This window comes from Enterobacter cloacae complex sp. SHL020 (assembly GCF_049236945.1).
GTDB lineage: Bacteria > Pseudomonadota > Gammaproteobacteria > Enterobacterales > Enterobacteriaceae > Enterobacter > Enterobacter dykesii.
The window spans coordinates 292,807-316,192 of sequence record NZ_JBMKJF010000001.1 but is presented as its reverse complement, the minus strand read 5'-3'; the positions used below and the strand labels follow the sequence as shown (position 1 = coordinate 316,192).

The 23,386-nt window shown below is 52.8% G+C and carries 20 protein-coding genes; 10 read left to right on the top strand and 10 right to left on the bottom strand.

Features of this window, described 5'->3' with window-relative positions; all coding sequences use genetic code 11:
* Window positions 1-130 precede the first annotated feature (130 nt).
* The 6 genes from ACOTZB_RS01485 (at window position 131) to ACOTZB_RS01460 (ending at window position 6,671) form a co-directional block, all read left to right on the top strand.
* Window positions 131-658 carry a GNAT family N-acetyltransferase gene (locus ACOTZB_RS01485; protein ID WP_096151067.1) on the top strand — a complete coding sequence of 176 codons (528 nt, stop codon included), beginning with the start codon at window positions 131-133 and terminating at the stop codon, window positions 656-658.
* A gap of 184 nt (window positions 659-842) precedes the next feature.
* Window positions 843-2,891 carry a lipase family protein gene (locus ACOTZB_RS01480; protein WP_421626315.1) on the top strand — a complete coding sequence of 683 codons (2,049 nt, stop codon included), beginning with the start codon at window positions 843-845 and terminating at the stop codon, window positions 2,889-2,891.
* The gene (locus tag ACOTZB_RS01475; protein ID WP_320717924.1) at window positions 2,875-3,657 is read left to right on the top strand and encodes a hypothetical protein; all 783 of its coding nucleotides are present in this window, start codon (window positions 2,875-2,877) and stop codon (window positions 3,655-3,657) included. The genes ACOTZB_RS01480 and ACOTZB_RS01475 overlap by 17 nt, the downstream gene beginning before the upstream one ends.
* A 223-nt stretch (window positions 3,658-3,880) precedes the next feature.
* Window positions 3,881-4,630, top strand: a complete 750-nt coding sequence (locus tag ACOTZB_RS01470) for a 5'-nucleotidase, lipoprotein e(P4) family (RefSeq protein ID WP_421626314.1) — start codon at window positions 3,881-3,883, stop codon at window positions 4,628-4,630.
* Window positions 4,631-4,771: 141 nt separating this feature from the next.
* A complete protein-coding gene (locus tag ACOTZB_RS01465) occupies window positions 4,772-5,758 on the top strand; it encodes an MBL fold metallo-hydrolase (protein WP_421626313.1) in 987 nt (328 codons plus the stop codon).
* A gap of 1 nt (window position 5,759) precedes the next feature.
* The gene (locus ACOTZB_RS01460; RefSeq protein ID WP_421626312.1) at window positions 5,760-6,671 is read left to right on the top strand and encodes a LysR family transcriptional regulator; all 912 of its coding nucleotides are present in this window, start codon (window positions 5,760-5,762) and stop codon (window positions 6,669-6,671) included.
* Here the strand turns inward: ACOTZB_RS01460 and ACOTZB_RS01455 are convergent.
* On the bottom strand, window positions 6,662-7,546 hold the full coding sequence (locus ACOTZB_RS01455; RefSeq protein WP_421626311.1) for a LysR substrate-binding domain-containing protein: 885 nt from the start codon (window positions 7,544-7,546) through the stop codon (window positions 6,662-6,664). The two genes, ACOTZB_RS01460 and ACOTZB_RS01455, sit on opposite strands and share 10 nt — an antisense overlap.
* A 110-nt stretch (window positions 7,547-7,656) precedes the next feature.
* On the opposite strand from ACOTZB_RS01455, the gene ACOTZB_RS01450 reads away from it, so the two are divergent.
* On the top strand, window positions 7,657-9,141 hold the full coding sequence (locus ACOTZB_RS01450) for a UbiD family decarboxylase (protein ID WP_421626310.1): 1,485 nt from the start codon (window positions 7,657-7,659) through the stop codon (window positions 9,139-9,141).
* 50 nt (window positions 9,142-9,191) lie between these two features.
* Here ACOTZB_RS01450 and ACOTZB_RS01445 read toward each other — a convergent pair whose 3' ends face one another.
* Window positions 9,192-10,634: a hypothetical protein gene (locus ACOTZB_RS01445; protein ID WP_421626309.1), complete on the bottom strand. Its 1,443-nt coding sequence runs from the start codon at window positions 10,632-10,634 to the stop codon at window positions 9,192-9,194.
* 167 nt (window positions 10,635-10,801) lie between these two features.
* Between ACOTZB_RS01445 and ACOTZB_RS01440 the strand changes: the two genes are divergently transcribed.
* Window positions 10,802-11,089, top strand: coding sequence for a VF530 family DNA-binding protein (locus tag ACOTZB_RS01440; RefSeq protein WP_126328558.1), 288 nt, complete (start codon window positions 10,802-10,804; stop codon window positions 11,087-11,089).
* Between the two features lie 7 nt (window positions 11,090-11,096).
* Complete coding sequence (locus ACOTZB_RS01435) at window positions 11,097-12,389, top strand: glycoside hydrolase family 10 protein (RefSeq protein ID WP_421626308.1); 1,293 nt, start codon at window positions 11,097-11,099, stop codon at window positions 12,387-12,389.
* 41 nt (window positions 12,390-12,430) lie between these two features.
* Here the strand turns inward: ACOTZB_RS01435 and dsbG are convergent, their stop codons facing one another.
* The 6 genes from dsbG to ACOTZB_RS01405 form a co-directional block, all read right to left on the bottom strand.
* On the bottom strand, window positions 12,431-13,189 hold the full coding sequence (dsbG, locus tag ACOTZB_RS01430; protein ID WP_193807014.1) for a thiol:disulfide interchange protein DsbG: 759 nt from the start codon (window positions 13,187-13,189) through the stop codon (window positions 12,431-12,433).
* Window positions 13,190-13,230: 41 nt separating this feature from the next.
* Window positions 13,231-13,842 carry a DsbA family protein gene (locus ACOTZB_RS01425; protein ID WP_421626307.1) on the bottom strand — a complete coding sequence of 204 codons (612 nt, stop codon included), beginning with the start codon at window positions 13,840-13,842 and terminating at the stop codon, window positions 13,231-13,233.
* 7 nt (window positions 13,843-13,849) lie between these two features.
* Entirely contained in the window at window positions 13,850-15,874 is a 2,025-nt protein-coding gene (locus ACOTZB_RS01420) for a protein-disulfide reductase DsbD family protein (RefSeq protein ID WP_421626306.1), read from the bottom strand.
* A gap of 48 nt (window positions 15,875-15,922) precedes the next feature.
* Window positions 15,923-16,294, bottom strand: coding sequence for a hypothetical protein (locus tag ACOTZB_RS01415; protein WP_421626305.1), 372 nt, complete (start codon window positions 16,292-16,294; stop codon window positions 15,923-15,925).
* Between the two features lie 87 nt (window positions 16,295-16,381).
* Window positions 16,382-16,942, bottom strand: coding sequence for an RNA polymerase sigma factor (locus ACOTZB_RS01410; protein WP_193807289.1), 561 nt, complete (start codon window positions 16,940-16,942; stop codon window positions 16,382-16,384).
* 5 nt (window positions 16,943-16,947) lie between these two features.
* Entirely contained in the window at window positions 16,948-17,367 is a 420-nt protein-coding gene (locus ACOTZB_RS01405; protein WP_421626304.1) for a hypothetical protein, read from the bottom strand.
* Window positions 17,368-17,720: 353 nt separating this feature from the next.
* On the opposite strand from ACOTZB_RS01405, the gene ACOTZB_RS01400 reads away from it, so the two are divergent.
* A complete protein-coding gene (locus ACOTZB_RS01400) occupies window positions 17,721-20,321 on the top strand; it encodes an SIR2 family protein (RefSeq protein WP_421626303.1) in 2,601 nt (866 codons plus the stop codon).
* A 395-nt stretch (window positions 20,322-20,716) separates the two neighbouring features.
* On the opposite strand, the gene ACOTZB_RS01395 is transcribed toward ACOTZB_RS01400, so the two are convergent.
* Together ACOTZB_RS01395 and ACOTZB_RS01390 are read right to left on the bottom strand one after the other, a co-directional pair.
* Entirely contained in the window at window positions 20,717-22,267 is a 1,551-nt protein-coding gene (locus ACOTZB_RS01395; protein ID WP_421626302.1) for a methyl-accepting chemotaxis protein, read from the bottom strand.
* Between the two features lie 98 nt (window positions 22,268-22,365).
* Window positions 22,366-23,373: a LacI family DNA-binding transcriptional regulator gene (locus ACOTZB_RS01390; RefSeq protein WP_421626301.1), complete on the bottom strand. Its 1,008-nt coding sequence runs from the start codon at window positions 23,371-23,373 to the stop codon at window positions 22,366-22,368.
* Window positions 23,374-23,386: the final 13 nt, after the last annotated feature.

Here is a 23,386-nt window from a genome sequence, read left to right as displayed (position 1 = left end):
ATTGTCCTCGAATGACCCACATTTTACGCGGAACGAAGTACAAGCTTAGTTCAGGATTAAAAGTGCGTGAGCTCAGCGGATTTAACCGCTTCGTCTATTCTTTATGAAATAACTCACTACCGGGAATACTATGCAGATTCGAAAAGGACTCAGTACCGACCTCACACGCCTTGAATGCTGTGACTTTTCTTTCACCATAAGCCACATTGCGCGAGAGCCCTTTATCCACTGCGATTTACATATCGAAGCCGTCGCCGAGCCCTGGATTAAAACCTACGAGCTCGATATCCAAACCCTGGAAAACCACTGCGTTAATCCGGACGCCATATTTCTTATTGCCGAAACGGATGACGGTGAAATAGCCGGATTTATTACCGCGTCAATCGGCTGGAATAAGTTTATCTCGGTGGATTACATTGCCGTGGAGCGCACGAAACGCAGAACCGGCGCCGCGCAAAAATTAATGGCCGCCGCGCACGTGTGGGCCCGCAGCGTAAACGCGCCGGGACTACGGCTTGAAACACAAAATGTGAACGTCTCTGCCTGTCTGTTTTACCGCAACTACGGGTTTACCCTGGGCGGATACGATCGTTATCTCTACAACGCCTTACCGGAAAAGGACGAAGTCGCCCTGTTCTGGTATTACATGCTGGTCTAGCGGAAACGATGCTGAAAAATACAGTATCTGTTTATTTTGAGGGTAAACGCAGCCAGTCAATACGTTAAATTGTTCCTCCTTACAAAATCTTACGTTTATGGACTCAGTCAGGATGCGGCGTAGAATGCCTTCTGGTGTATGATTGCCCGAAATTAAACCATGCAATAAAAAGGGATTTAAATGCATGATGGATGCGAAAGACAATACAACAGTGACCTGCCTGAGTCACAAAATGAAGTACAAAGAGGTTGCCTGCGGTAAGCAGCGGATGCACTGGCTGGAACTGCAGTTTGTAGATGAGAACAACCACCCGGTTTCCGGTCTGAAGGTACGGCTGGAATACCATCCTCTGGCAACGGCGGCGGAACTGGCGCTGTGGGCGTGTGGAGGCCATACCCGGTTCGATCCCACACCGCCGCCGAATCCACCTGCCGGTGTCACCGACAGTCAGGGACTGGTGCGGTTTGATGACCTGTACTGGGTAGCAGTCGATGTGAAAACAGACGGCCAGCAGCTGGCCGACGAGATGGAACTGCGCACTCTGGGTATCAGCCGCAACCCAAACAGCCAGCCGGTGAGTTATAATATTTTCCGGCCTGAAACGCGCGATCCGAAATGGCGTTCAGACGTGCAGATTAGCGCGGAGCAGCACGGCTATGACCACCATTATGTGGTCATCGGTGAGTTGTGTGAAAGGATGCCCGATATCCCTGAATGGACGGATAAAGAGCCGCCCCGGTTTCACTTTCCGCATGGAACATTGCTGAAAGGCACGGAAATCCCCCGGGAGACGCTGGAGAAACGGCATGTGATTGAAATATGCCCGTTTCGGGCATGGTCACTGGTGCTGCATGACACAAAAGACTATTCGCTGGCAAATGGCTATAACCTCGGCGTGATGGCTGATATGGCCTATGCGCAAGGCGGTAATACGTTGATTAAGCCGTTTTTCCTGGAAAAGTGCCTGGATTTATCCACGACGCCGAGATATGAAGAGTTTCCGTCATTTCCTTGCACGCTGGTTGTTGATGTACCGTTCCGTGAGCGGTACATCACTGCTGAATTTCTGGACTCATCCCGTTTAAGTGACAAAGCTCCCACCCGCTTACTGCTCGACAGTACCCAGCTTTTTTACGTGGAAAATGCGGCCCATGTGATCGTGGCATGGCGGGGAACGCTGGAGGTACCGGACTGGCTCACCGACGGCTGGTTCTCACCGCAACCGTGCCCGGCCGAGCTGACTAAGGCCGGTCGTATCCACGGCGGCTTTCTTGAGGCATACCAGCTGGCGAAGGAGCGGTTTAGAGATCAATTTAAAGAAATTAAAAGAATAACTGATGGCGGAAAAAAACTGTTTATCGCCGGACACAGTCTGGGAGGGGCACTGGGGCTGACCTATGCGGCGGAGATGAAGGGATTTTCGCCAATACTCTACACCTACGGGATGCCCCGGACCTTCACCGCTGATGCTGTGGGTAACCTGTATCAGATCATCCACTACCGTCATGTCAACGACAGCGACACCATCCCCAGCGTGCCATTTGATGCCAATCTGGATAACTGGCTGTACGGTAAGTTTGGCTCTCTCGGTGCCACGCTGGGCTTTTTCTGGACACTGACGGCCGAGCTGCCGGCGCAGATGGCAGGGGCCTATGTCGGTGAGCATTACTGGCATCACGGCAGTCCGGTGGTCTTCTTCCGCGCCACACAGACCCGCACCTGGCTGGAATGTAAAACGATGAACAGCCATACCTGCCGCCGCCTCAGCTCCAGCGATATGCACAAAGTTAAGCTGTTCCTTGTCCCGTCGCTGTCTGAGGCTGAAAACTCGGAGGCAAAAGACGCACAGGAGGCGTTTGTACGCGAATTCCCGGCCGCAGATATTCAGAAAGTTTTTCCCCGTAACACCAATCCGAATTTTGACCATATGACCAGTCCGGGCCAGCACTCAATGGCGAGTGAGTATCTTCCATTCCTGAACAACCAGCTTCTGGAATCGGCATGGCCGGAACTGAAGCTGAGCCGGAAAGAGTACCGGGAGGATTTCCGGCAGCAAATGGTGGATTACGGGGCAAGCAGCCCACCGGAAGAGGTGAAGCGAAACCGGATGTTCCTGGCTCTTCAGGATATGGTGGGCAGTTCGCTGACGATTACCCGGAAACTACCGGGCGGTGAAAATGCCCTGACCCGTTTTAAATCAGTTGCGGAGGAAGAAGTTGAATCGACACGCTAAATCACTGGCAGGACTGTTGCCACTTCTGACACTGTTGCCCCTGAGCGGCTGCGCCAGTCACCCGGACTATACTCTTGACCCCCCAGCCAGTTCTGAATGGGTAACGGTAGCGGTGAAACTGCCGGCTGAGACGGAGTTATTGCCGCTGGATGCGCTTTATCGGTCTGAGACATGCCGACGGAAAATATATGATCCCACGACGGAATTACATGAGAGTACGGAAAGGGGACTGTACCCCATACAGGTGGATCTCAATCCAGCCAATGGTGATGGTTTTCGCCAGATCCGTATTGCGCTTGATGGCGGTACAAAGTGTCGCTGGACGCTTAGCGGTATCAGGGTTGGAATACAGTTAGCCAAGAATTCTGCGTTAGCTGAAGGGAAAGATATTACACCTGCAAACTATGTATTTGATTTTGATGAGGAGGGGTACAGCAATGCGTTTGGGAAAGGAAAACCAACCCCTGTAAGTGGTGATCTATTTTTTAAAACTGAATTTTTCCCAATGGAATATGTATATCGCTCAATTAAAGAAATCGATATAGACCTTTTTGCTGGGGATGAAAAATACAATAAATGGAATAGATATTATAAAATTACAAATAGTAGAGTCATAAAGATTGAGCCCATTTTATATTTGAATAAGGTCGTAAAACTTCAAGCATCAAGTTCATCTCGCGGAAAAATTCTTGCAACATATCCGGATGGTAGTTCTGAGAACATCAGTGGCAGAGTTCCCGATTATGAGAAGTTACTTCGAATGTAACGATAATGAATCTATCAAAAAGGATCTTATTAGAATCCTTTTTAAATTATTTCACTCCGAATCCGCTCATTATTTCAAATATTGCATTATGCAACTTCGCTTACATTCAATTATGCTGGTCTGGCGGAAACACATTGCCACATCACGGTCATATTTCTGTCATTGAATTTCATTACGCTTTCGGGATTTTAACCACGGTGTTGAGGAAAGAAGTGTGAATTCAATGGCTAAGGCATTACTGCTGGCATTACCTGTTTTGAGTGCAACGGCAGCGGCGACGGCCGCCGGGGGCGAGCTGTGTGAACCCAAAGCGTACGAAATGGCGCTGCGCTATCAGCAGAAATCGGCAGAGATCATGGCCCTTCAGCTGCAGACGTATCGGTTTGCCACCGAGCGTTTCAACGAAAAGTTAAAAGAGCTGAAAACGCCTGAAAATTACGCCGTGGTAATGGACCTGGACGAAACGGTGCTGGATAACACCCCTCTGCTGGTGCGCGACGCGGAGCAGTGTCACGACTATACAAAATGGGACACCTGGAGCGACTGGGAGAAACAGGGAAAACCCGGCTTAATTCCGGGCGCGAAGGCGTTTCTTGACCATGTGAATCAGAGCAAGGTCCGTATCTATTATGTCTCGGACCGCATGCAGGAAAATAAAGCCGATACGCTCAGGACGTTAAAAGCCCTGGGACTTCCGCAGGTGTCCGATGAAAGCGTGCTTCTGGACACGGTCAGCAAGGAAGAGCGTCGCCAGAGCATCCTCAAAAAGCAGCAGATCGTGATGCTGTTTGGCGACAGCCTGCCGGATTTCGCCGTGCAGTTTAAAAACAAAAAGCCGAGCGAACAGCAGCGTGAACTGGTTGAGGCCAGCGCGGAACACTTCGGAAACGACTGGATTGTGCTGCCAAATGCCGCTTATGGCTCCTGGTCCAAAGCCACGCCGGACGGCTGGAACGCACCGCTGAAAAAATAACGTGTTACGGGCCGGGAAAGGCAGCATCGCCACCCGGCCTCTTCGCTGTGCTATCCACTGCGTTTATAGGTCCTATCATTTCTGGGCAGGTTCTTATAATTTTACGAAGAAGTAAGATGAGCGCTTTCAAAGGAGACTCGTATGCTTACCGTGAAAAAACTTGCTCTTTCTACGCTGATTTCCAGTTCATTGCTTTTCTACCCTGCGCTGCAGGCGGCGGCAGAGACGCCCCAGCACGTCGTTAAACAACCGGCGGGCGGATACAGCGTTCAGGTCGGCGACGTTCTGGTCACCTCGTTTACGGACGGGACCGTCGCGCAGGATCTGCACAAGCTGCTGCGCCGGACAACGCCGCAAAAAATCGATGCGCTGCTCGCGAAGAATTTCCAGACCAACCCGCCTGAAGTGTCCATTAACGCGTTCCTGATTGCGATGCCCGGGCATAAAATTCTGGTAGATACGGGCTCAGGCCAGCTCTTTGGCCCCGGCAACGGCGGACGTCTGATTGAGAGCCTCGCCACCCAGGGGGTAAAACCCGAGGACATTACTGAAGTCCTGCTGACCCACGCCCACTCCGATCACGCGGGCGGCCTGGTGAAAGACGGCAAGGTGGTGTTCAGCAACGCGCGCGTTTTCGTTGGTAAACCGGACGTCGACTTTTTCTTTAACGACGAGAATCAGAAAAAAACCGGCTACGGCAAGAACTACTTTGACGTCGCTCAGAAGACCTTAAAACCCTATCTTGATGCCGGTAAAGTGGTGCCGTTTAGCGGCACATCGGAGATTCTCCCGGGGCTGACCGGCACGGTTCATCCCGGCCATACGCCGGGTTCAGCCTTCTACACCCTGACGAGCAAAGGCGAGAAGATCACCTTTGTCGGCGACATCATTCATGCCGCGGCGGTACAGTTCCCGCAGCCTGACGTGACCATTACCTACGATGAAGATCAGAACAAAGCGGCAAGCGTGCGCGAGCATGCGTTTGCGGACTTTGTGAAAAATAAAGACCTGGTTGCCGCGCCCCATCTGCCGTTCCCGGGTATCGGCTACGTCACCAAAGGCGAAAACGGCGGCTATGCCTGGGTCCCTGTCATCTATACCAACCGGGACGCCGGCAGCGCGAAATAAAATGACGGCCGTCTCTGACATGGACATCGACCTTATCCTGACCCTGGACGCCCTGCTTCAGGACAGGAATATCACCCATGCGGCCGCGCGGCTGGGCATCAGCCAGCCCGCGCTTTCCGCCCGTCTCGCGCGTCTGCGAACGCTGTTTGGCGAACCGCTGTTTATTCCCTCCCCACATGGACGTGGGGTATTGCCCACGCCGAGAGCGGAAGCGCTTAAGCCGCAGGTTGAGAGCGTGCTGCGCGGCATCAGCGCGATGTTTTCTCCCACCACGTTTGATGCCCAGACCAGCACCCGAAACTTTGTCATCGCCCTGCACGAAAACCCGGCGCTGATGCTGGGTTCCGGGCTGCTTAACCAGGTGGGTACTGAAGCTCCCGGCATCCGTCTGCGCTTCGCCCTGCCACAGATGTCCGACCTGCCGCAGCAGCTGGAAAATGGGGATGTGGATATCTACATCGGCGTAAGCGCGGGCGCTCATGACGGCTGGGTGAGGCGCAAACTGCTCGACGATACGTTTGCCACCGCCCAGCGCAAAGGCCATCCGCGCGGGACCGGAGCGTTAGACCTGGAAAGCTACTGCGCGCTTTCTCATCTGGTGGTGTCATCGTCGGGAGATCCGTTTACCGGATTTGTCGATCAAACCCTGGCCGGGCTGGGCTATCAGCGACGCGTTACGATGTCCACGCAGAGCTACGCCGTGGCGCCTGCGCTTGTTGCCGGTACCGACCTGGTGTGCACTCTGCCGGAGCGGATGCTGAGACAGTTCGCCTCCACGCTGGATATTTTTCCGCCGCCGCTGCCGCTCCAGCCGATTACCCTCTACATGTACTGGCACCCGAAAAACAGCCAGGATCCGGAGAATGGCTGGCTGCGCGAGCAGCTGCTGCGGGCCACCGGACGTCAGGCGTGATCGAGCGTAACCAGAAACTTTTTAAGTACTTCTGATCGGATAATCCGGTGACAAACCAGCGTCAGCTCGCTTTCCCGGAGCCGGTCAAGGATGTCCACGTAAACCACATTCTCGACGCTCACCGCCTTTGCCGACGCGGGCAGCAGCGCCAGCCCAAACCCCGCCGAGACCAGGCTTATCACCGTGGGCACGTCGGTCGCGTTTTGCACCACGTCAGGCTGAAAGCCCGCCCCGCTGCAGGCGTCATAAAAGTACTGTTCCAGCCCCATTCCCTCCGGGTCGCGCAGGGAGATCCATTTTTCGTCCTTCACTGACGAAAGCGTCAGCGCGGACGACCCCGCCAGCGGATGCTGACGATACAGCGCCAGCACCGTTTTCTCTGACGTGAACGGGCGGCTTTGCAGATCGTCAGGCAGCGACGGCAGCGGCGCCCGGATAATAGCCACATCGAGCTGGTTGCTCTGCACGGCCGCGTAGAGCGTCTGCACGTTTCCCGTCACCAGCGACATGGTAATGGCCGGCCAGCGCGTGTGCATCTGGCGCAGCGCGGCGGGCAGCCTGCCGTCGAACATCGCGCTCGACACGCATCCCAGGTTTAGTACCCCCTGCTCGCCCCGTGCCGTTTGCCTGGCGTCGAGAACCGCCTGCTCGGTCAGGGAGATGGCGAGCCTGGCTTTCACCAGAAACGCTTCACCCGCGGGCGTCAGGGTTAAGCGGCGGTTCGCCCGGCTGAAAAGCGTGACGCCTAAACGTTCTTCAAGCGCCTTTATCTGCTGGCTCAGGGCCGGTTGCGCCATGTTCAGACGCTCGGCGGCCCGGTGCATGTGGAGCTCTTCGGCCACGACGATGAAGTTGCGCATCTGACGAAACTGCACGGAACGCCTCCTTTTGATATGAATTCACTTATCAATTTAGCAGTAATGATGCAATTGATGCTATTGGTCATTGCCATAAAAATGGAGGTATTCAAACGAGGGAGGAAAATATGGAAAACAAGATTAACGATCTCCGCAGCGCCATCGCCTTATTGCAGCGCCACGAAGGGCAGTATATCGAAACCGATCATCCGGTCGATCCCAACGCGGAGCTGGCGGGGGTCTACCGCCATATCGGCGCGGGCGGCACGGTAAAACGCCCGACCCGCACGGGCCCGGCCATGATGTTCAACAGCGTCAAGGGCTATCCGCACTCCCGCATTCTGGTAGGCATGCACGCCAGCCGCGAGCGAGCGGCGCTGCTTCTGGGCTGCGAGCCCTCTGAGCTGGCAAAACATGTCGGTCAGGCGGTGAAAAAGCCGGTTGCGCCGGTTGTCGTTCCGGCCTCGCAGGCGCCCTGCCAGGAACAGGTTTTCTACGCAGACGACCCTGACTTCGATCTGCGCAAGCTGCTTCCTGCCCCGACCAACACGCCGATCGATGCGGGTCCGTTCTTCTGTCTGGGACTGGTGCTGGCAAGCGATCCGGAAGACAGCTCGCTGACGGATGTCACCATTCACCGCCTCTGCGTGCAGGAGCGCGACGAGCTTTCCATGTTCCTTGCCGCCGGACGCCATATCGAAGTGTTTCGTAAAAAGGCGGAAGATGCCGGAAAACCGCTGCCGGTGACGATCAATATGGGGCTCGACCCCGCCATCTACATCGGCGCGTGCTTTGAGGCCCCTACCACACCGTTTGGCTACAACGAGCTGGGCGTCGCCGGGGCGCTGCGCCAGCAGCCGGTCGAGCTGGTACAGGGCGTGGCGGTCAAAGAGAAAGCCATCGCGCGAGCGGAAATCATCATTGAAGGCGAACTGCTTCCGGGCGTGCGCGTAAGAGAGGATCAGCACACCAACACCGGCCACGCGATGCCGGAGTTCCCGGGCTACTGCGGCGAGGCGAATCCTTGTCTGCCGGTGATCAAAGTGAAAGCCGTGACCATGCGAAACCACGCGATCCTGCAGACGCTGGTGGGACCGGGGGAAGAACATACCACCCTGGCCGGATTGCCGACGGAGGCCAGCATCCGCAATGCCGTTGAGGAGGCGATTCCGGGCTTCCTGCAAAACGTCTATGCCCATACCGCGGGCGGCGGTAAGTTCCTCGGGATATTGCAGGTGAAAAAACGCCAGCCGTCAGACGAAGGACGCCAGGGCCAGGCGGCGCTCATTGCCCTGGCGACCTATTCGGAGCTGAAAAACATTATTCTTGTCGACGAAGACGTGGATATTTTCGACAGCGACGACATCCTGTGGGCGATGACGACGCGCATGCAGGGCGATGTCAGCATCACTAATATTCCGGGGATCCGCGGCCACCAGCTGGATCCATCCCAGTCGCCGGATTACAGCACCTCGATTCGCGGCAACGGCATTTCCTGCAAGACGATCTTCGACTGCACGGTGCCGTGGGCGCTGAAGGACCGCTTCGAGCGCGCGCCGTTTATGGAGGTAGACCCGCGTCCGTGGGCACCGGAGCTGTTTGGCGGAAACTAATAACTAAAGGCCACGTTAGGGTGGCCTTTATCGCTATCCCGGCAGGTGTTCTAGCGTTTCATCCGAGGTTTTTTCCGTTTATTTCTCTGCGCCAGGGTCCAGGGATCGTCAAAGCCAGGTAATGGTGCTTTACGCGTTAATCCCCCCCATGGCGAACGGTGTTTCTTTATCGTTTCCGGTAAATCATTAACTAATCGCTTCTCTTCCTCCAGCATTTTTTTTGTTAGATTTGGAAGGCCTAAATTCTCCGAGAGTAAATTAAAGTAATCACCATAATTACTATGGGTTATTTTTCGGGGTATAAAGGGACTTATTGCGTCGATGACTCTGCGCTGTTTAAGTGAAGAAGGCAGTAATGCAGAGAGTTTTTCGTTTACTTCTTGACCGTTTACACTTTCCTTATTTTGTGTAAGATTAAGATCGATGACCTCTTTGATAAGAAGGTATATTCCAAGTCTTAATTTCAATTTATTCTTAAGGCTCTGGAACACCTCTGGAATACCGAAATGGACATCATCATATTCAGGTGCGCCCACAAATATCCAGTCATCCATTCCGGGTATCTTTTGTATTTGGCTTGATTTGATGGCAGACAGCGTATCGAAAAGACTGATTGACGTTAGCTTCGAGAGAAGGATGCAAACGTCGGGATTGATAATAATGGGCTGCACGAGATCCGGGAGCGGATCAACGACGTTGATGACAATATCCTTGTCTGCATCGATCGACGTATGAGTACAGACAAAGGTCCTGATTTGTTCTGGCGGCCCATTTTTACAGACAACGTGAGTCACGCTGTCTAGTTGCGCTACCGCCTCCTCTATTCTCTGCCATCGCGGGGTATGCTCGCCCCCTTTGCTCTCAAATACATGCCATTCACCGGCGTGGGTCTGAATAAGATAATCAGGCGTTTTTCGCCTGTCCTTATCCGGGTAAAATTGCAAAGACGCTTTCTTAATCAGCCCGGCGTGAATAAAATGTTCAATCTGCTCATGCCTGGACCTGAGCCAGTAATTTGCCGACTGGAAGCAAAAAAAACCACCGAGGATAAATGATAGGGTGGATTTTTCGGAAGTCTCAATGCACTTATAAAATTTTCGCATTTTAAACGCCTTGCCCGGACTTATTTCGACGCATGACCCGGCAAGTCTTAATCTGGCGCATGCATACATGCCAATGCTTTTGTAAACTCTTTCATCTAAAATGCCGTCAGCCGTCCAGTCTATACACTGTGAATATCCACATTCCAGCGCACCTGGGGTAGCAAGCAACGACGTTTCTGCTATAAGCCTGTTCTCAGGAGAGATCATATCCTTCTGCGGAACATAAGGAACGCAGGCAATTTCGTAAGAGGGATAAAGGATCCTTTTGTTAATCCCTTTTTTCTTATTGCTTAATTTTTTCTCATCAACTTCTGCTTTTTTTTGATTCCATGCCGCCACGGACTCCGTTGAAGTCTCCCAGTATTCAAAAAGGTTCCCACCGTTTTTCATATTTTTTCCTGAACGCAAATTGCAGGTTATTGAGCCACTATTATTATACCGTTTTGGGTAAAATTCATGACGCTCAAATAAGGTAGGTTTGTTGCCGCTTCCCCTGCTTTCTTGTACCCTTTCACCGGTAACCCTGCCCCCACAAACATTGAGACATCCGGACATCTATGACTGCACACATTTCTAACGATCCTTTGCATGGCGTAACGCTGGAGATGATGGTCAACGCCCTGGTGGCGAAATATGGCTGGAGCGAGCTGGGTGACCGCATCAAAATTAACTGTTTCAGAAAAGATCCCAGCGTTAAATCGAGCCTGAAATTTCTGCGCCGCACCCCGTGGGCGCGCGCGGAAGTGGAAGCCCTGTATCTGGACTCCCTCAACGATGAGGTAAGCGCAGAACAGGCGGAGCCCGCCTTTAATCCCTGGGCCAACAGTCGGATTATCAAGAGCTAATACGCAAATGACGCGACACGTAAAACGGACTGGTGCGCTGGCTGCCTGCGCGCTTTTACTTGTGAGTTGCTCCTCAAAACCACCCAAATCACTGGTTACCCCTCTCCCCACCGTAAGCAAACCGACGCAGCAGGCAAACGAGCCGATGCGCGGCATCTGGCTGGCGACCGTCTCTCGTCTCGACTGGCCGCCGGTTGCCTCGGTGAATGGCCGCAGCGCTGACCAGCGCATCGCGATGCAAAAGCAGGCGCTGATAAGCAAACTCGACAACCTTAAGCACCTCGGCATTAACACGGTGTTTTTCCAGGTGAAGCCGGACAGCACGGCCCTCTGGTCATCCAAAATTTTACCGTGGTCGGATATGCTGACGGGCAACATCGGCGAGTATCCGGGATACGATCCGCTGCAGTTTATGCTGGATGAAGCGCACAAGCGCGGCATGAAGGTCCATGCCTGGTTCAACCCGTACCGCGTGTCGACCAACACCAAACCGTCAACTATCGCCGCCCTGAACCGGACTTCCTATCAGACCCCGTCCAGCGTCTATGTCCAGCACCCGGAGTGGGTGCGCATCTCGGGCGACCGCTTTGTGCTCGACCCCGGTATTCCGGAAGTGCGCGACTGGATCACCAAAGTGGTGACCGAAGTGGTGGCGAATTACGCGGTAGACGGCGTGCAGTTCGATGATTACTTTTACGCCGAATCTCCGGGGTCCGCGCTCAATGATTCGCAGACCTGGCGGCAGTACGGTCAGGGATTTGCCTCAAAGGCCGACTGGCGTAGACACAACACGCAGCAGCTGATCGTCCAGGTTTCCCGCGCGATTAAACAGACTAAGCCCGACGTTGAGTTTGGCGTCAGCCCGGCGGGCGTGTGGCGTAACCGCTCCTTTGACCCGGCAGGCTCGGACACCCGCGGCGCCGCGGCCTACGATGAATCCTACGCCGATACGCGTCAGTGGGTTCAGCAGGGCCTGCTCGACTACATCGCTCCGCAGATTTACTGGCCCTTCTCCCGGGACGCCGCGCGCTACGACGTGCTGACCAAATGGTGGGCCGACGTCGTTAAGCCGACCCACACTCGCCTGTATATCGGCATTGCGTTCTACAAGGTGGGCGAGCCGTCGAGAAACGAACCGGACTGGACGGTTCAGGGCGGCGTGCCGGAGCTGAAAAAGCAGCTCGATCTCAACGATTCGCTGCCCAACGTGAACGGCACCATCCTGTTCCGGGAAGATTACCTGAACCAGCCGCAGACGCAGCAGGCGGTTAACTACCTGAAAGGACGCTGGGGAAGCTAAATCACTATCCGGCAGAAACGCCCCGTTTCTGCCTGTTTTTTTTACGGCTTCGGCCCAAACATCGCCTCAAGCTGCTGCGCATCCGGCATACCGACCACCTGCTGCAGCTCATTTTCCGCATTCAGATAGTAAATGGCCGGCGTGGCGTTAGCGCCCAGGCTGTCCATCAGCGTCTGGTGCTTCTGCAGGATCGCTACCGTTTCACGGGAAGCCTCGCCCTCTGGCTTCGGTAATTTTTTGCCACCGGACAGCTCGTATTCGCGCCAGGCCGAAACCGGATCCTTCGCATTCAGAATCGCCGAGGCGTTACGCCCGCTGTTGGGGTTGAGAAACGCCACCAGCAGCGTATTGAGCTGCACCCTGCCCGCCTTCACCCACGGCTGCGCCTCGGACCAGAACTGCTTGCAGTACGGACAGAACGGATCGGCGAAAACAAAGACCTTACGTGGAGCGCTATCCGCCCCTTCCTTCAGAGGATGCGCCGCGTTGAGGTTCTTCCACATCTCGCGTCCCATCGGGGCGTAGATCTCTTTCTGGAAATAGCCCTCGCTGAGGTTCTTCCCTTTGTCATCATAAAGATAACCCGAGATCACGTGCTTGCCGTCGGGCGTTAAAAACAGCGTCACGCCCATATCCTGATACTGCCCAAGCCAGGCCGGTGCGCCGCCGGGTGCATCCAGCTTCTTAATGATTTTAATGTTCTGCTGCTCGCCGAAGTGCTTCACCACGTCCGGTATGGCTTCAGCCGCCTGCACCAGCCCTGACGTCGCCAGCGCCGAAAGTAACAGTAATTTTTTCATTTCCCTCTCCGGTTTGTCGGGGGCATTCCGCCCCCTTCAGGTTAGCGGTTTTTCAGTGCGTCACTGACCATTTCGTCGAACTGTTCAAACGGCACCCAGCCGGGCAGCAGTCCCTCGCCGATGAGCGTGGCGGGCGTGCCCTGGATCCCCATTTTTTCCGCGACGATCAGGCTGCGCTTGATCGTCTTCAGGCTCTCGTCATCCGGCGCGGTGACGCTCACGCCCGCCCGCTTCTGCGCCTCCTGAATGCTGGCGTCATCGTGGTAGCCCTTCTTCGCCATCAGAGTGTGGTTAAGTTTCATAAACTGCCCCGGATCCTGACGCCAGAGCGTTAACGCATCGCGCGCCGCGGTTAGCGAACTTTCCGAGCGGAAAGGTAAAAATTTAAAGACCACCGCGACGTCCGGATGTTTTTCGACGATCTTCTCCAGGTACGGATCGAATTTTTTACAGTACGGGCAGTTGTAGTCGGTAAACACCGCCAGGGTGAGCTTTGGGTTTTTCGCGCCGATGCGCGGGGAGTTCGGATCGTTAAAAAGGAAATCAGCGATCATCTTCTGCGCACGCTGCTCCTGGTCCGGCGTCAGCGGCTGGGCAGCGAATACCTGAACCGGGGCCAGCAGGAGCAGAAGCGTAATAAGGATTTTTTTCATAACACAGTTAGCCTTTTGCGTTGTTCAGGGTGGTGATGAGGGTGCGTTTGTCCAGCAGCGGCGAGAGGATTTCGCCGTCAGGCAGACCGGGGCCATACACCGCGTTAAACGGAATGGCGTAGCGGTTTCGCTTCGCCAGAAATTCCGCGATAAACGCGGACGGCTGGCTCCAGTCTCCGCGCAGGGCCACCACGTCCGGCTGGCGCAGCGCGGCAATAAGGTCCGGCTGATTGAGCACCCGATGCTCGTTAACTTTGCAGGTCACGCACCAGTCCGCGGAGATATCCACAAACACCCGTTTCCCCTGCGCCAGCGCGTTCTCGATAGCCTCTTCACTGAGTGGCTGCCACGGGATGGTCTGAGCGGCATTTTGTGCCGGAGCGTCATGCGGCGCGTTAAGCAGCCCGCGCGCCTGATACCCGCCGAACGCCGACAGCGCGATGACCACCAGCCAGAACAGCGGCGAAGATTTTTTCCGCTCTAGCGCAAACAGCACCAGCGCGACGACAGTCAGCGCCAGCATCACAATCTGGCTGACCGCCTCGCCCAGATGTACGCTCAACAACGTTGCCAGCCACAGGCTGGAGGCGAGCATCATCAGGCCCAGAACGACTTTTAGCATGTTCATCCAGCGGCCAGGTTTTGGCAGCAGCATGGCCGTTTTCGGCACCAGCGCGACAAACAGCCACGGCAGGCTCATGCCCACGCCGAGCATCAGAAAGATCAGCCACAGGGCGTGTAGCGGCGCGCCAAGAGCAAAGGCGACCGCCGTACCGAGGAACGGCGCGGAGCACGGCGTGGCCAGCAGCGTGGCGAACATCCCTTCGCAGAAGCTGCCGCCGATCCCCGATCCCCCAGCCGTCGCCAGCCGTCCTGCGGCAGAAGAAGGCAGCAGCATTTCAAACGCCCCAAACAGGTTCAGTGCAAACAGGAAGGTCACGGCGACCATCAGGCCGATAAACCACGGGTTCTGGAACTGAATGCCCCACCCCAGCGACGCTCCGGCCAGCTTCAGCGCGGTCACCATCCCCGCCAGCAGCATAAAGGAGGTGAGGATCCCGGCGCTGGTGGCCAGAAACCGCAGCCTGATCGCGCGTCTGTCCGATCCCGCCTGCAGGATGCTGTTAAGCTTCATGCCCATTACAGGCAGCACGCAGGGCATCAGGTTCAGGATCAGCCCGCCCAGCAGCGCAAAGAGCACCATTTTTCCCGTCCCGTCCGGCGCTGAGGTCACCTCGGGCGCTATCCCAACGGTCATGGTGGTTTGCTGCGCGTGACCGCCACTGGTCAGCACAAACGACAGCCTTTTGCCTTCCAACGATGCCGGTTTATCGCCCCATTCGTCGGTCACGGGTACCGTCACCCGAAGCGTATTGCCGTCGTGTTTGATGACCGGCTCGCCGGGAAGAATGTCACCCTCCAGCGGGTCAAAGTAGATCCCCGGATTATCCCACTTCCCGTCCGTCGTGCCGGTAATCACCAGCCTGTCGCCAGCGAGCCAGGCGGCAAGATCCGCGGAGACGCCTGACGTACCGGGCACGGCGCGCATCGCTTGCTCAAAGGCGCTGCGGAAGCCCTCATCCACCGGCAGGGTAAAATCGAGGTGCAGCGGGTAGTCCGTCAGCAGGCAGACGTTACTGCACGTGGAGAGCGTCAGCGTCCCGTCGAGCGTGTCGCCCTTCACCCCGTCGAGCGTAATCGGGATAGCGACCTTATCGTGATAGCCCTGCGTGGTCATGCCGGAGATATCGAAGCGCGACGGGACCGGCCAGGACCAGCTGTCCGTTACGCCTTCCGGCCAGCTGATTTTCGGCGCGACGCCGCCCTCGCCCGGCGATCGCCAGTAGGTTTTCCAGCCGGGCTTTAGCTCAACGGTGAGCAGGCCTTTAACATGCGTTTGTTCCCTCTCCGCCTGAAAGCGGATGCGGGCGTGATCGTTTTGGGGGGAAACCAGCCAGCCTGTGTCCGCCGCATGGACAATGCCGATGCAGGACAGCCACAGGAAGACGAATCCCCTGAAGAGGTTAACCATGTTGTACTCCGTGAACAGTGAAAAATTATCGTGTGGTGACGATGTTTTTCATTCACGGAAAACGCAGTTTTTAAGGTGTATTCGGGGAGGCGGTGCCTGAACGGGCTGTACTGCGGGAGCCAATGCCCGCCCTTGCGTAAGCAGCTGCAGCAGCGCGAAGAAGATGATAATGGCCGGTAGCGCGCCGTCGAAGAACAGCGGCTGCGCACAAAGCAGCGAGTGCGCGCCCAGCTGACACGGCGACGGGCCGGGCTGTTCAGTGGTGCTGGTTTGAGCCGGGGCATCTGCACTCAGGGAAATCTGCGGATCCAGTCCCTGTAAAAAATGGTTGAGCATCACCGCACGCTGCACGAGGCAAAGCGCCATCGCGAGACAGGTGATAATCAAAAGCCATTTTCCGAGGAGCTGACGGTTACGCATAACAATCCAGAGTGACAAGACGCTCCGATCATAAACGATAGTGATGAATCTACAAGTGCCGGAAGTGTAAGGTTTTGTCTGCCGCCGCTATTCGCCCGTCAGCGCGTCATAGACGTCCCGCAGCCGCGTGCGCAGAAACAGCACCGCCTTGTGCTTGCGGGATAATAGCGCCTGTTCGCTGGCGCCGGTCTCCTCTGCCAGCATTTTAATGCTGTAGCCGTGGAGCTCGGTCTTTTCAAACGCCTCCCGCTGCGGCGGTGGAAGTTCAGACAGCGCCTGCCCAAGCTCTTCCCACAGCAGCGTTTTGAGGTACTCCTCTTCCGGCGTGTGCGCTACGCCGAACAGGGTTTCGGCCAGCTCGTCCTCCGGGAAACCCTCTTCGTCTACGCCCGTAAAATAGCCGGAGAGCGAGACCTCGCGCTTTTTACGCGCCCGGTCGGTCATCTCGTTACGCGCCGCGCGGAACAGCCAGGCGGCGACGTTTTCGACCGGCTGCTCCACTTTCATCAGCTGATACGTCACTTCCTGCAAAATGTCATCGGCATCATCGCGTACGGAGGTCCGTCCGCGAATGAAGGCTTTCAGCCGGGCGCGACATGCGTTGAGCGCCGACATCAGCATGGATCCGCCCGCCTCCCCGGCTTTCATTTCGCTCACTCTGCTTCCGGCGCTTTTGGCGTGGCGTCGTCGCGTTTTTCCTCACGATGACCGTGCCAGCCGCAGTGGCCGCGTCCGTGGCGACCAAACCCTTCGCGGCGCTGCTGAATAAACGCCTCGCGCTGTTCTGGCGTCATGTTCATCCAGCGCTCGTGCATCCGGCGGTGCGCACCAAACATCCCTGGACGGAAACCCAGCCCGCCAAACAGAATGCGGCTCAGCACCAGAATGCCCAGCGCCTGCCAGAATCCGATGGCCTTCACGCCGAGGATGGCCGGGAGCAAGGCGTTCCACAGGGTCATCACCACCAGGCCGAGCACGATGAAAATCAACGCGCCGATGACTAAACCCTTGCCCATACGGTGACGACCGAATCCGCGCCCGTGACCTCTGCCGTGCAGTTCAAAATCTCTCATGGTGTTTACCTCGTTTACAGTAACTGATTATGGCTTGTGATGAGGTAGACGGATGAGGAAGGGAAATATTGCTCAATGTATAAAAAAATATTTTAGACTATACACTTGTTGTGGACTATTTCAGGAAAGTTACAATATATCTTATATTAGCAAGCCAGATAAGCATTACTTAACTTAAACCAATCAGTCCTTAACTAAAACCGAAAGATTTCTTAGCACAACACCCTCCATTCATAGTCAAAACCACTTAACTTGAGTCAAAAAATATAATTTCACTGCGCAGCCTAATTGATAAATAATTTAATGCATATCATAATCAATTCTTTCCATACACAGCAAAAGGAAGGTTAATCATGATTGAAAATGACGTAGCCACTGAAAAATTACTGATCAAAAAAAGAAGTGTGAAAGATCTTGCTGATTATATTAGAATTATGTCAGGCACTTCACCTAATTATTCATTATTCCTTGGCGCAGGGGCATCAGTTACTTCAGGAATCAAAACTGGATATGAATTAGTTCAAGAATGGCGAGAGGAAATATACAAACGCCTCAACCCTGACGAGTATTCATCTCCTAAAGATGCAATTACATGGTTAACCAAAAATCATCCCGATTGGTATGATCCATCAAATGAATACTCCTCGTTATTTGAGAAAAAATTCGATCTACCTTCTCAAAGAAGAAGATTTGTAGAATTACAAGTTGATAAAAAACTCCCTTCCATTGGTTATGCTTATTTAGTCGAATTATTCGAATCAAAATACCTCGACACAGTGTTTACTACTAATTTTGACGACTTAATTAATGAAGCGTTCTATCAATTTTCATCTGATCGACCATTATTATGCGCTCACGATTCTTCTATAAAAGGAATTTCAATCACTTCTTCAAGACCTAAAATAATAAAACTCCATGGTGACTATCTTTTTGATAGCATCAAAAGTTCTTTGAGAGAGACCGAGTCTTTAGAAAATAACACGCGTGAAAAATTAGATGAATTCGCAAAGGAATACGGTCTAATATTTGTAGGTTATGCTGGTAATGACAACTCGATTATGGAGGTTCTTAAATATCTACTTAAACAAGATGATTACCTTAGAAATGGTATTTATTGGTGTCGCCGAAAGAACGATCAAATATCACCAGAACTGTTCAAATTATTAAATCATGATAAGGTATATTGGGTTGAGATTGATGGATTTGATGAATTAATGGCGGAGTTGGTTCATGAACTTGGCTGTGAATTGTCTCTAAGCGGAGCTCAAAAATCCACGAAGAGAGAACGAATGATTCAAAACTTTATTAATGATGATTTTAGTTTAAATAAAAATAATTACATTAACAATGATTTAATAAAGCTTAAAAAACACACCCTGACACAAGATATCTCATCACTTATAAATGAGCTATCAGAAAATGATAACGACAATCAAAAAATTCCTGAGCAGGCTTTTAAAAACTTGCTATTCATTGACAATTTAATTAAAGACAAAAAATATAACATTGCTGAGGATAATTTGAATGCATTAATTAGAGAGAATATTAGCAGTAATATGAAATCAAAATACCTACAGAGACTAATAAATATCAAAGAGGATCAAAACGACACTAAATCAGCATTAGAATATAGCGATCGACTTATTGAATTGGATGAATTCAATCTTAATTACGCACTCTCTAGAACTAATATCTTCCCTGAATTCATAGATAAAATAAATTATCTAAAGAGCTTATCTGATAAATTCAAATATAGCGTCGATCTTAAATATCACCTATGTAATATTTCATTGCGTTATCTTGAAGAACATGATGAACACGAAGGTATAATAACATTCTCTGAGATTAAGAGTCTATTGGATGAGAGTATTCGATTAAGTTCTAGTCTAGATAACAGAGCGTGGCGTTTAAAATATGATACAATTAAAATTCAGAACATTCAAAATCACGTAAAAAAGGAACAGCACGAGCAAACTCTGCAACTGCTAAATGAAATAAAAGAAATAAACCCTATACATGACACTTACTTATACTTATATTCATCTTATGTAAACGATAAGAAAGATAAAACTGAAACGCTTAAATGCATCGAAATTCTAGGTGAGGCTTTTAAAGCCTCGTCAAAGTCTAAGAAAAAGAAAATACTTCGTTATCTATCAAGTATTCACTTGGGTTTATTTGAAATTGAAAGCGAGGAAGACAATAAAGAATTAATGGAAAGTTTTATCGCCAAGTACTCTGAGGATAAGGACACATCGAATATCGCTCCATTTATAATTTTCAAAGCAAGATATGAGATCGGATGCAATAAAGACATAAACAAAGGTATATCACTTGCGAAAGAAGCGATGGATAGTATATGGAGACATAACCACATCCAAAGCATTGTAGATATATTATTAATTGATAAAAACAACATTCCTTTAATTGATGAGTTTTTAGAGTCATTGCCTAGAGACACATCAGAAATACTACTCCTGAAAATTAAGGGCGAGGTTGCTAGACATAAAAAAGATTATATGTTAGCACTGAAGCTTTTTGATGATGCGCATAAGAAAAAATGGGACTTTGGAACATACATCACTGCAAAAGTTTACACATTATTGCTTGCGAGAAATTATAATGAAGCAATACGCATTGCAGATCATAGCATTACAAAAATTAAAGATGTAAGGGACCGTGATGTATTGATTATTAATAGAGAAACTGCGAAAAAAAGCATTGAGCAAGAAGTTAAAAAACATGAATTACATTCAATTCTTGCTCACCATCAATCAAAAGGACAAGTAGCAATGTGTGCATTTTTCTTATTAGGTGATGAGTTAAAAGCGAACAGACAGCTACAGTCTTGTATAGAACGAGATTATATGAACTACTTCTATTTTTTAGAATGGCCTGCTCTACCAGAAAACGTTCTATCTCGTTTTAATATTGCATCACAAAAAGTTGCATAAATAGGTGGCGCGAATTATTTTCGCGCTGCTATAAACATTTACTCCTTGAGCTGGCAGAACTTGAATGCCTCTATGTAAACTCGCAAGGGAGAACTAGATTTGGGAAGTAGGAAATGATTTTATGGTTATTGTGTTAATAAATATTTTTTTAGGACAAAGAGCACACTGACAATTGCACAGTATATTGTTACGGAAGAATATTACGCATATTGGCGTTGTCAGTCTGGGAGCATATCAAGGAAATAGTTCCTAACATAACTAGCCTTTCAGACGAATTTGTTCACTTTGCAAAAAATCCGGAAATGGTCAACTATTTCCGGATTTTTATTCTGGCACGACTCAGTTAAATATTGCTCAATTGAGCAACCTTACCTAATTCTAAAGATCTTATTTAATCAAGCCTGCACCGGCAACCTAAAACTCGAAATACTCCGTGAAAGCTGCTGCGCCTGCTCTTCCAGGGATGCCGCTGCCGCGGCGGACTGCTGCACCAGCGCGGCGTTCTGCTGGGTCACGCCATCCATCTCGGTCACCGCCTGCCCGACCTGGCTGATCCCGCGGCTCTGTTCTTCGGAAGCGACGGAGATCTGCTCCATCAGCGTATTCACTTTATTGACCGACGAAATAATCGAGTCAATCACCTCGCCCGAGCGGCTGACCAGCTCCGCCCCGTTTTTCACGCTGGATACTGACTGCGCAATCAGGCTTTCGATGTCTTTAGCCGCCACCGCGCTTTTCTGCGCCAGTGTGCGTACTTCGCTGGCCACGACCGCAAAGCCGCGCCCCTGCGTGCCGGCACGCGCCGCTTCAACCGCCGCGTTCAGCGCCAGAATGTTGGTCTGGAAGGCGATACTGTTGATCACGCTGGTAATGTCCTCGATGCGCTTCGAGTTCGCCGCGATGGTATTCATCGTGTCGATGACTTCACGGGTCACCGCCTCACCGGTGTGGGCATTTTTCACCGCGTCCTGCACCAGTTTACCGGCCTGATAGACGTTGTCGGTATTGTTCGCCACCGTCGCGCTCAGCTCTTCCATGCTCGCCGCCGTCTGGGTTAACGCGGAAGCCTGCTGTTCGGTACGTGACGCCAGGTCGATATTCCCGGAGGCAATCTCCTGCGCCGCGTGCGTGACGGTATGGCTCGCGTCGCGCACCTGGGCGATGGTCGCCAGCAGCGCCTGACGCATCTGCTCCATTGAGCTCATAAGATGATCGATTTCGTTATGTGCACTCCCCTTGACCGGCACCGGAACGTCCAGCTTGCCCGCCGCAATCTGGCTGCAGTGCTCGCGCGCCAGGTTGACCGGCGCAAACACAAAGCTCTTCATCAGCAGGCTGACGGCGACAATCACCACCACAAACAGGCAGGCGATAGCGGCAATAATCACCAGGCCGGAGACGAAGTTACTGCTCGCATCCTCGTTCAGGCTTTTGGCGTATTTCTGGTGGACGGAAAGGACCTGGTCGAGAACGATCTCGTACTGGCGGTCGAGGCGGGAGACTTCAGGGATCAACGCGTTAAATTTGGCCACATCGTGCGCCTCGGCGGCATCGATCAGCGGCGCCAGCCCCTGGTTGCGGTAGTTTTGCCAGGCATCCTGATAGGCAGTCACCAGCGACGCTTCATCGCTCAGACGCGGCGACGCCATAAAGGCCGCAAAGGCGTGGTCCGCTTTGGTCAGCGCCTCTTTCACGGCGGTTAGCTTAGCAGCCCCGTCCGCCGAGTTGCCCGCTTCCACCATCTTCACATACTCCATCACCCGCACGCGCAGCGTACGGCTATGGTTGATGGGGTCAATAATGGACAGCACAACCTGGATCTCTTTGTTGACGTTATCCAGGGAATTATTACTTTTAATGATGAGGCCAACGCTGGTCACGGTGCTGACAACAAAGAAGAAAAGCAGCGAGAACAGAACGACCAGGGACGACTTTTTCAACGACATAAACCAATACCTCAAGGAGAATTATTCCTTATGGTTATCGGCTCTTCCAAAACTTAAATTAATTAAAGTTATTGATGTATCGGTCCGAGCTATATTGCTCACTTATAGCGCCGCTGCAGGGTGGCAGCCAGCTTGCGTTGCAACGGTTCCGGGGTCTCTCCCTCGATCAGTTTGCTAATCAAATCAAAGCAGTGCCACGCCAGCTGGCGGTTATCCTGACGAATGGTATCCACGGGAATCGTCAGCGAATCGTAGAGATAGTGATCGTCAAAACTGGCTAACCTGATATCACTTTGCAACAGGTTGTGCTGGCCCATATAGCGCAGCACCCCTTCCAGCAGCCCGCATGCGGCGGCGAACAGCGCTTTTGGCGGGCGCCCCAGACGGGCGCAGAGTTCAGCAAACATCTCGTAACCGGAGCTCGGGTGATAGTTGCCGTGAATGATCCACTCGGGGCGCAGCTCCACGCCGGCCTCTCGCAGACCTTGCTTAAACCCTTCCAGACGATCGCGCGTAGGAGAAAGGCGCGGCTGGCCGCCGAGGAAGTAGAACTCATCAGGATGCTGGCGCGCAATGTCGGCCACCAGTTCCGCCGTCGGGGTAATGGAGTCGGTGATGACCAGCGGCAGCGAGCTGTCGTTGATGTGGCGGTCAAACAGGACAACGGGCAGCTGCTCGCTCAGCTTGTGGTAGTCCGCATCGTTAAGCATGCTGGAGGCCACAATCAGCCCGTCCACCTGACGCGCCACCATATTGTTCACCACCACCGTCTCCTGCCCCGGGTTTTCATCGCTGCAGGAGATCAGCAGCTGAACGCCGGCCTCGCGGCACAGCGTTTCCAGCTCGTGAGAAAAGACGGCAAAACCGTAGTTGGTGATCTCCGGGACCACCAGACCAACGGTGTGGCTGCGGTTATCGCGCAGCGACCGGGCGTGAATGCTGGGCTGATAGTGATGCTCTTTTGCGAGCGCCAGCACGCGTTCGCGCGTCTCTTCCGCCACGCGAAGCTCTTTGCTGCGCCCGTTGAGAACCAGGCTGGCGGTGGCTTTTGACACCCCCGCCAGCTCCGCGATGTCTTTAATGGTGACGCGTTTTGTTTTTCTCACAACGACTTAGATC